The following is a 9,329-nucleotide window of genomic DNA, read 5'->3' as shown; positions in this document are numbered from 1 at the left end:
GGTATCGTGACAGTCGTTTTCTGCGTAGTTTTATCCATTGTCAGACACTTCTTAACCAACCCTTTCACCTGCATGGGGTTTGATAGTGTCGGCCGTGTTACTAAAGTGTTCTTAGGTATTCTCTAGTCTCCGTAAGTATCTTCTAGTTCCACTGAAATGGTTTAGAGTGTCTGCTGATGGGAGCGCCCGGAGGCAGGAGACAGACCAATGCACGAAAACGTAGTTCCTGCACGTCGTATCTCACACATCAACAACGCAAACACGGAGAGGGCGGACTGATGGGGGTCCGAAACACCCTGATGGGTTCCACGTCGATGAACAACGAAGTGGACCTTATCGACATGGGGGCGCTCATTTTGCTCCCGCTGTTCTCCTCGCTCATCTTCGGCGTCTTCAGCTGGCAAATCGAGGTCTTCGGCGGCTACGACTTCACGGCCGCGCTGTGGACCGTCGGCGGTGCGGGTATCTCGGTCGCGCTCCTCGTCGTCCTGGCCGGTGTCGCTTGGATTGGATTCACGAACTTCGCAAACAGTAAAACCGACATGAGCGACGGCGAGAAGGCCGCTATCGGGACCGCGCTCCTGCTCCCGGTCCTCTACGTCTTCGTCCCGGTCGTCGCGGACTTAGTGACGTGGCACGACATGATGCGGCTCGTGGCGACGCTGTACGTCTCCGCTGCCGCGGTGTACATCTCCTACGTGGGGTAATCATGTCGGCCAATAATTCGGACGACTCGGCCCAAGCCCACGGCCCAACGCTCAGCAGGCGCGGCCTGCTGAAGACCGTCGGCGCGGCGGGGACCGCGGCCGTCGCCCCGGCTGCGCTCGACGGCGGACCGGTCGGTGAGGCTGAGGCGCTACCCTGCGGTGGTGTCTGTGTCGGCGCGGCCGTGGTCGGCGGCGCAGCCGCGGTCGGCTGGGCGCTGCGTGAATATGAGGTGGTCGGCGCTGATGACCCAGCGGAAGGTCTTACCGCTGACTCACTCAAAAATCAGATACATAATACCGTACAAACCCGGAAATCCACTAACGCTAGCACGTTCGTGGATAACCGGAATATCATCAGTAGCGGCTATCAGAATACACTCTACGGAAAGGGAAAGATGGCCGCGCTCTCCGCACTCAATAATCAGGAATCGGAGTCGGCAGTACTGGCCGCGGCGAAAGATGCCGCGGAAGCGCATGCTACCACTATAGAGAAGAATCTGCTCAAGTCGTGGAATGAAAGCGTCTCTGAGCTATTCAACCTCTACAGTGCTGCCTCTAACCATTCAGAACTAACCGCTAACAACATCATCAATAACCAACGAAATACATCCGGTGGCTCATATCCTGATGTTCCTGATTCCGGACAGATAATCGACCCGATGGATACGGCTTCGGTCGATATGCCTGACGGGTCCACCTTCACCGTGAATCAAATCGAGACCGGCGGCTCAAACGTATCTCATTACGACCCCACTCAGATAACGGTAAGTGAATTTGATGACATCGCCGTTAGGGTAACTGCTGGTCAGGGAGAAATTGATTACCTCATATTCAGCGAGTGGAACAGCCTCTACTCAACCCTAACCGCCAAGCTCTCAGAGGTTAAGACCGGCCTCGACACCTGGGTCACTAACGTCTATTCTGAGGTGCAGGCGGGGACGCTTGAACCCGGCGAGTTGCTCACTAGCGACGAACTCGCCAACATCACCACCGACAAGGAGGGGTATAATCAGGCTATCGCGGACTTGATGGCGCTCAATATCCCGATAAATCTGGAGCGAGAGGCGGAGATTACGATAGACTCCACGGACACAACGCTGTACGGGTCGCTCGGAGTCACGGCAGAGACAACCCTCAACGCGGGCGATAGTATCAATCCGTCCAACGACTCAAAAGACTACTATCTCACGTACGACGTGAGTGAGGCAAACGGCAACTGGTCAGCCTACGAGGAGGCAGTAGACGGCGGTACCGTCACCTTCACCGAGGAGCCCCACCCGTCCACGCTCTACGGCATCGAAACCGGAGCTCAAGAGACGGCCGAACTCGCTTCAAGCGACTTCAGTGACCAGGGCGACGGGACATGGACCGCAGACATCACCGACCAGGTGGAGACCGCTATCACCACCATCACCGCAGTCCAGTTCTACAGCGAGCGCGAGAAAACGAAGAACGTCACGGTCCTACTGGACGAGCCGTTTACCATCGAATCGTTCACCGATTCGGACGGCGAGGAGGTCGACAGCGCCGAATACTCCAAGACCAGCAAGGCACAGACAGACGACAATTATCTCACGGAGGAGGAGTGGAAGCAGCGAGAGGAGAAATACAAGGAACAGATAGACAAGTACGAGGAATCTCAGAACAGCAGCGGCCCTGGCGTCTCTATCGGTGATTTTTCACCCCAGCAGATGATTAGCGGGGCCCTTGTCCTCGGACTGACCGCACTGGGAATCAACACCCTCAGCAGCTAGACCCATGACACGCATTTTTTCGTTGGCGATTGGAGTAGCGCTAGCGCTAGCTCTCGTCGTGGGTTTTGGGCCGGGAGTCGCATCCGGCGCACCCGCGGACTGTGACGACCTCAGCGAGTATGAGAATCAGTCTGATTACCGGGGGTGTTTAGTCGAGAATACCACGCCGGAGCAGTTGACGAGCTACGTCCACACGGACCCGTCAAACCTGACGCAAAAACAGATTGATGCAGTCTACGCTGTCTCACCGTCGCACGATGACGAATTTGGTTTGAACGAGACTCAGCAGAGCCATATTACCGACTGGATGATGTGGGAGCAGGTCGGTTTAGAGCCGGGCTGGTACGGCGAGACCGCCACGCCGACCAGAGCGGATCTAGACGAGCAGACCGAGACCGCCACGCCGACCGACCGCGCCGACCGGCTGGAAACTGAAATCCGGGAGCGCGTCGAGGGCACCGAGACGGCGAACGACACCGGCAACGTCACCGGCCAGCGGATAGACCCGAACGTCGTCCTCACCGACTGGAGCCACAGCGCCGGGACGTTCACGCTCGAACTCTACAACGACCGAGCCCGGCCGGTGAAGCTCACCATCACAGAATCCACGCAGGGAGAGGAGGGGAGCTATCAGTTCGCTATCCGGGAGGAGCGGTTGTTGCAGGGCCACACCACAATCAGGTTCGGGACAATGGTTCAGAGCGGGGAATCCTCGGTATCACTCACGACGGCCCAGTCCCGAGATATGGGGCAGGGAGTCGGCGTTTCGACCGGGAAGCCATCTAACAACCCGTTCGAGAGCTTCGGCGGGACCAGCGGGGTTCTGTCGGGTGTGGCGCTCGCTATGCTAATGAGTGCGGCCGCGGCCGGTTGGGTCGTCTGGCAGGAGGAATCCGGAGTGATTCGAGCATGAGCAGACTAAGCACGACGTTCAGCAGTTGGTCGGACCGTATCACCTACATCGTAGCCGAGGCGCAGCTGCTCGTGGCTGGCCTCCTGGTGTCGCTCGCTATCGCGCTCATCTGGATTCGGCCGAGCGTCCCCGGCGTTCCTCCTATATTCATGGGCTGGTTCGCCGCTTTCCTGCTACTTGGGCCGCCTACCTTCGGATTCTTTGTCTGGCTGATTCGCAAGCTCCGAAATCGGAATATGGTGGAAGTCCACCACGTCAACGGGCTGTCCGACGAGATAGAGAAGTACTATGTCGAACCCGAGTTGTGGCGCGAGAAGAAGGTAGACGGAGCGAACCCGTACCCGGTCAACGGAGGGTCAGCCTGGGCCGTTCAGGAATTCGAGGAAGACGAGGAGATGCAGGGGATTCGGGTTAAGGGCGTCTGGCTGGAGGAGACAGAGGACACCAAGCTACTCACGTCTAAGAGCCACATGGAAGCGATTTACGGGAAACTCACGGAGTCGCATATCGCGCTGGGTATCCTGCGAGACTCAGTGAGCGAGTACGGCGCGGACATCCAGAAGCGGCTTATCAATAGCATGGCAGAGGCGCGCGAGAAGGGCAAGATGATGGACGAATCGGCGGTGAAGGACGTGTTCAGCGACTTCGAGGAGAACGCCAAGGGGCACGGCCCGGACGACCTCCCGACCCTGGAGCCAGAGGAGGATGGGGCGGACCCGCGAGCGCCCGACCCGGAGCCAGAGGGACCGGCTCAGAACGTCGCAGAGGCGGCCGGAGCGAGCGCCAGTGAGGTAGCAGCGACCGACGGAGGGACTGAGGAATGACCGACGACAACGACGTTTACACGCCAGCACAGTACCGAGAGCATCAGGAAGGCCACGGAGTCCGCGATGCCGACGCGCACACCCACACCGGGATAGTTCGGGACCCGGAGATTTCGCGGTTCCTGTCGATTCAGGCAGCGAACTACGATCCGACCGAGGCGGAGGATACGGCCTCGATGCCAGGCCAGGCGCGAGACCTCGCAGAGACTCAGGAGATACGGGCGATATCGGCCACAGAGACGGCCCGGAGCGCACTTGATAGCGGTGATATGCCGTCTCTCAAGCACCTAACCGGGGACCAAAACGAACGGGCCGATATCTCCGGGATGAAAGCGATTCAGAAATTAGACCAGATTATTGAATCGCCGGCCCCGGTCATCGTCATCATTGGCGAGATGGGGACCGGTAAAACGGACCTGTGTGGGCTGTTGGGCCAGCGGGCGAAACACCTTCTCGGGGTCGAGCAGATAGCGAGCAACATACCGACGCTTCGAGAAACGACGCAGTGGACCGATGGCGACGGCCAGACGCGTGACGGGTTCGTACCGAATTATCGCAGCATGGAGGAGTGGGTTCAGCAGGACGGGGACCCACTGGAGAACGAGCAACAGACGAAGCTCTTTATCGGAGACGAATTCTCAAGCGACGGCAGCGGGACCGGAAAGAGTGGATACAACGTCAGGACGAAGATGGGGCCGTTAGTGTTCAAAATCCGCAAATACGACGGTATGCTAATCTACGTCGCTCACGATGAGAGCAGCATTCACCCGCTCCTATGGCGTCTCGGTGTGGTCATCAAGAAGACGAGCAAGAAGCAGGCCGTCGTAGCGGACAAAATCAAGAGCGGGGAGATTCGGGAGGAGCGCTTCAAAATCGACGGAATCCCACAGACGGACTGGAGGTACGACACCAACGACCCGGCAGTATGGTCATGGACGGGAGACGACGAGGAGGGCGAAAAACCAGACCCGGAATCCGTTGCTTGGGATGTGGCTGTTTGGACCGCTGTGAAGTCGGGCGAAGAAGGTATTTCAACCCGTGAGGCGGCCAAATTCACGCCCTACAGCTACAAATGGGTATCCAATAGACGGAAAGAGCAGAAGGAAGATAGTGAGCATACCGACGCACTTCACAGAGTGGAGGAGCTAACCGCATGACTGCGGCGGGTTGTGAAGGTGTTACCGTTACCGCACCCCCCTCCATCTGTATAGGGCGTTCACTCTCTGGCCCATCACCGGCTGTCGTCCCTACGGGAGCGACAGCGACCGATGGGCCGAGCCCGAGAAATGGCGAGGAGTTGATATATAAGACGCGTGCGAGGCGCGGGAGCGAGTGAATGCCGAGCCACCGAGCGAACAAATGGGGCACGGCGTGCGAGTACCACATGGCCGACGAGTACGGGCTGCAACTCGCTCGCGCTAGCTGGAAAGACGCCGAGAAGGGCAGCACCCCGTGGGAGTTGAAAGCGACGAAACGGACGCACGCGGACGGCCAGCCGGGGAACTTCAAGATATACCGGAAGTATCACGAGAAGCTACAGAGCGAAGGCGGCCGGTACGGATTCGCGGTCTATCGGATTCGGGGCCGTGGCTGTCAGGTGTTGGATACCACGACGGTAGCGGCGTCGAGGCTGCCCACGGTCCGGTGGCACGGCGGCGGAGACCACCGAGATACACAGCAGGCGAAAATCTCGATTTCAGACGTTTTCTGATGGCAACCGTGGTTTCAGTTCACAGTGATAGACCGCAACCGGAGTTGATTCGTCGGTGGGTTCACTCGTCCTGATTCCTGTGGCTATCTGTTTGAGTGGTATTCTGCGGCGTAGAAATTCCACTGAGACATAGCCTGCTCAGTGTAGCACTTTCCACAGAGAGACCACTGGGGCGGCGTCTCTCGCTCACATCCGTCTGTGTCACATTCAGTCATCGTTTTCCTCGCCGTGTTCCTCGGCGCGGGCTCGGATTCTACTACGGTACTCGTAGATTCGTTGCTCGGGGAGTTCGTAGAAGTTCGTTAGCCAGTCGGTGCTAATTCCGTCCTGCGTCGTAAGGTACGCTATCGTTGCCTCCTGTCCGTCTCTCTGGACTTCTGGCGGTACTCCTCGCCGTCCTGTCTTCTCCTCTCTGAACGTCCCCACAGCGACGTACACAGCGGCGTACATGCGGGCGTGGTGCGGGTTCTCCCATCGGGGCGTCGTATCGGTGTCCTTCGGGCTGTACAGCGGCGCTCGAAACTCGTACAGCGGCGGGCGCTCGTCTCTCTGTATCTCGACAACCTGAATCTCGTTCGGGTATGCGGTATCTATCGTTTCGTTGCTCGCTAGGGTATCCTGGGTTCGTGGCACATTGCATATTACGCAACCCTAGCGGCTTGTATCTTATGCAAGGTTCGGCTATATCGCCTCAATCCTCGTCGATACACCTAAGCAAAATTATCTAACCTTCCGTACATCTCTCGACGAGGATTCAGAAAGACGTCGTAATCTGAGGCGCCCGTGTCGGCCCATAGCCCACGGCCCACGCTCAAGAAAAGAAATAGAATAGAAGATTAATTTCTGCTATTGGCCCGATTCGCCGGACGCTACCCCGTGGTTCGCCCCCGGAACATACGGCTGCACGTACCTCTATACGCCCATATTCCGCCATATCGCCCATATTGCGGCCGGTTCGGTCCCTCGCTGCGCGGCACCTGGACGGTCGCCGTCGCGCTGCGTCTCCAGGTGTCGCGGCTACTCGCCTCCAGGTGTCCGGCGTCGACGTGGATCTAGAGCTCTAGTTCCGGTCGGGGTCCGTCGCGGCCGCAGCTGCAACCTCGGGTGTCCCTCGCTCCGCTCGGTCGGCCCGTCGTTATGCAGTTGCGGCCGCTCCTCTCCTCGACGGCGACCGCGACCGCGCGGCCCACAGCCCATCCCGCGGACCGCTACCTCGCGCGCGTCAAGTCGCGCACGTTTTGGGTCCGCGCTCCTCGCGGCCCTGCGGCCGCTCCGGGCGCTCACAGCGCCGCAGACAGCCAGAATGCTGCCCAGCGGGGCGGGCAAGATAGAGCATAAACAGCCCGTTCGCTTCGCTCACTACCGCAACCGCAGCGGCTAGCGCGAAAATTTTGGCCCATTACAGACCACTATACGAAACTAAGGGGGACGAGATTCACCCCCAAATCACAAAACAGCGGCATAGGCCCTGTGAGACGGGTTTAGACCGGGGGAGAAGGGGGAGACGCCTTAGACTCCAGATGAAACGGTTCCGAAAAGGGGGGTCATAATCGCCAGACGGCGGCCGATTTGTCTATTTCATTTGGAACCTTTGTTTCTATTACGGCATTTTGATAGGTTTCAAGGCCAGATTGAAACTGATAGCAGTCAGTCGATTCTGTCGGGAGATTGGTCTACTCAGATACAAGAACTATCAGAAAGTGGTTGATAGAAAGAAAGTTGTCACTATCCGCCAGCGGGCCGGGGTGCGGAATCTGTCAGGCTACGCCGTTCTCCCTCAGATATTCGTCATATTTCTGTTCCAAATCGCGGGCATAGTCGGCCGATTCGCGCCAGTCGTCGTTATTCAGATACTCCGGGGCTCGCTCAATGTGCAAGGCGCGGCCCTGGCAGGTGACGAGAGTAACATCTTCCTCCGGCTCGGGCTCGGGTTCCTCGGCCCCGGAGCCGTCGCCGTCCCCATCGCCCGAAAACTCGTCGTAATTCTGAGCTAGCGATAGCTCGGTGTTCGCCGCGTTCTCCTCTGGAACTTTCCGAACACAGGCGACGGTCGAAAACTCCACACCGAGGACCTTCGGCGCGACCGAGCGGACAATCTTGTCCATTTGCTCCCGCGTCCGGTCTAGGATTTCGGGGGCGTCCCCATCCATCCATGCGTTTTTGCTACTCCACGGGCGCTCCGCTATCCTGGTGTGCGCGGCCGCCGACATATCGCCGTTCGTATCCTCGTAGATACCGGCGTGAGAGAGACAGTAAGCCACGACTCCGGCCATATCGTAATCTGACCCGATTGAGATACTGCTATCTTCCTGAGTGATTCGGTGGATAGGCCAGCCCGTCTCAGACTGGATTCTCTCGACACCGGTACAATCCACGAACGGGGCCACTCCGATGATATGGAAGTGGGGGTCGAACTCCAGTTCGTCCGAAACCTCCGACCAGTCCTTATCGGAGAAGAGGCGGTCGGCCCACTCGCCGCGGTCGTCGGGAGTCTCCTCGTCTCCCCGGTACGGGTGATAAATCGGGACCCCTGCGATTCCCATAGCGTCCATGATTTCCTTGATGACATCCAAGGTTCGCCAGTAGATTGTCTCCGGGTCGCCGCCTAGCTCCCAGTCGTCGGGGATGTCTACCACTAAATGCTGAAAATACGGGTGTTCGGAGTCCTGAGACCACATTTTCGCCCAGACACCTTTGAGTTTGCTCGCTATCTGAGTGGCCGATTCTCGAACCCACGTCTGCGCGCAGCGCGGGCAGGTTGAGAGTCCGCACGTCGAACCGACCGACCAACTATCCGCGCAACACTCGCAAAACTGAGTTATCGAGTCGCCGCAGTCGTCGCCCAGCTCACCAAAGCCGGGGAGGTCCATCTTCGGGAGATACCTCCATTTGTGGTCTGGCACCGTTTTCTCCTCGAAGGTGCCGCTCGGCGTCTCGACAACTTTCGTCTGGTCGGGCTCGTACTGATTCGGCCGTTCTATCGCCTCTATCACCGCGTCGGTGTCGCACGGGTTCACCTCTCGGGAGAGTTTCGAGCCCATGCCCATGCCGGTCGTGTCGTGCAGGGTGTCGCTCATTTCAGGACCCCCGCGCACTCCGCGCACATCCAGCCTTCGGGAGTCTCAATTTCTCCGCCTTCGACACAAAAGGGATTCTCGCAGTCCGGGTTATTCGTCGCGCGGTTCGGCGTTTCAGTCGTGCTTTTTCCGTTCGTCATTTCTCACGGCAATTAATCAAAAACACCGTGAGAGCAACGAACACAACCTTTTTCGGCAAGGGCCGTGTTTGCTCATTCAGTCCCAGCGGGCCGGAATCCTGCCAAAGATTGTGGTGGCCCGTTGGGTTCTCGCGGTGTTTTTGACTTACCAGGTATCAGAGAGGCATCCGGGTTAAGTGTTTCCTATACTACCCTGAACTACC

At 58.4% G+C, this 9,329-nt stretch carries 8 protein-coding genes; 6 read left to right on the top strand and 2 right to left on the bottom strand.

What is annotated here, in order from left to right; genetic code table 11:
* Nucleotides 1-278 precede the first annotated feature (278 nt).
* From VJ162_RS18355 to VJ162_RS18330, 6 genes are all read left to right on the top strand, one after another.
* On the top strand, nucleotides 279-707 hold the full coding sequence (locus tag VJ162_RS18355; RefSeq protein ID WP_324666277.1) for a hypothetical protein: 429 nt from the start codon (nucleotides 279-281) through the stop codon (nucleotides 705-707).
* 2 nt (nucleotides 708-709) lie between these two features.
* The gene (locus VJ162_RS18350) at nucleotides 710-2,461 is read left to right on the top strand and encodes a twin-arginine translocation signal domain-containing protein (RefSeq protein ID WP_324666276.1); all 1,752 of its coding nucleotides are present in this window, start codon (nucleotides 710-712) and stop codon (nucleotides 2,459-2,461) included.
* 4 nt (nucleotides 2,462-2,465) lie between these two features.
* Nucleotides 2,466-3,374 carry a hypothetical protein gene (locus VJ162_RS18345; protein WP_324666275.1) on the top strand — a complete coding sequence of 303 codons (909 nt, stop codon included), beginning with the start codon at nucleotides 2,466-2,468 and terminating at the stop codon, nucleotides 3,372-3,374.
* Nucleotides 3,371-4,198: a hypothetical protein gene (locus VJ162_RS18340; protein ID WP_324666274.1), complete on the top strand. Its 828-nt coding sequence runs from the start codon at nucleotides 3,371-3,373 to the stop codon at nucleotides 4,196-4,198. Before VJ162_RS18345 ends, VJ162_RS18340 begins: the two co-directional genes overlap by 4 nt.
* Nucleotides 4,195-5,355 carry a hypothetical protein gene (locus VJ162_RS18335; protein WP_324666273.1) on the top strand — a complete coding sequence of 387 codons (1,161 nt, stop codon included), beginning with the start codon at nucleotides 4,195-4,197 and terminating at the stop codon, nucleotides 5,353-5,355. Before VJ162_RS18340 ends, VJ162_RS18335 begins: the two co-directional genes overlap by 4 nt.
* Nucleotides 5,356-5,582: 227 nt before the next feature.
* The gene (locus VJ162_RS18330) at nucleotides 5,583-5,909 is read left to right on the top strand and encodes a hypothetical protein (protein WP_324666272.1); all 327 of its coding nucleotides are present in this window, start codon (nucleotides 5,583-5,585) and stop codon (nucleotides 5,907-5,909) included.
* 207 nt (nucleotides 5,910-6,116) lie between these two features.
* Here the strand turns inward: VJ162_RS18330 and VJ162_RS18325 are convergent, their stop codons facing one another.
* Nucleotides 6,117-6,542, bottom strand: a complete 426-nt coding sequence (locus VJ162_RS18325) for a hypothetical protein (RefSeq protein WP_324666271.1) — start codon at nucleotides 6,540-6,542, stop codon at nucleotides 6,117-6,119.
* 1,124 nt (nucleotides 6,543-7,666) lie between these two features.
* Nucleotides 7,667-8,986, bottom strand: a complete 1,320-nt coding sequence (locus VJ162_RS18320; protein WP_324666270.1) for a hypothetical protein — start codon at nucleotides 8,984-8,986, stop codon at nucleotides 7,667-7,669.
* Nucleotides 8,987-9,329 lie beyond the last annotated feature (343 nt).

This window comes from Haloarcula sediminis, from assembly GCF_035656455.1.
GTDB classification, from domain to species: domain Archaea; phylum Halobacteriota; class Halobacteria; order Halobacteriales; family Haloarculaceae; genus Haloarcula; species Haloarcula sediminis.
The sequence above is the reverse complement of the archived record's forward strand: the minus strand, read 5'-3'. Positions and strand labels throughout refer to the sequence as shown.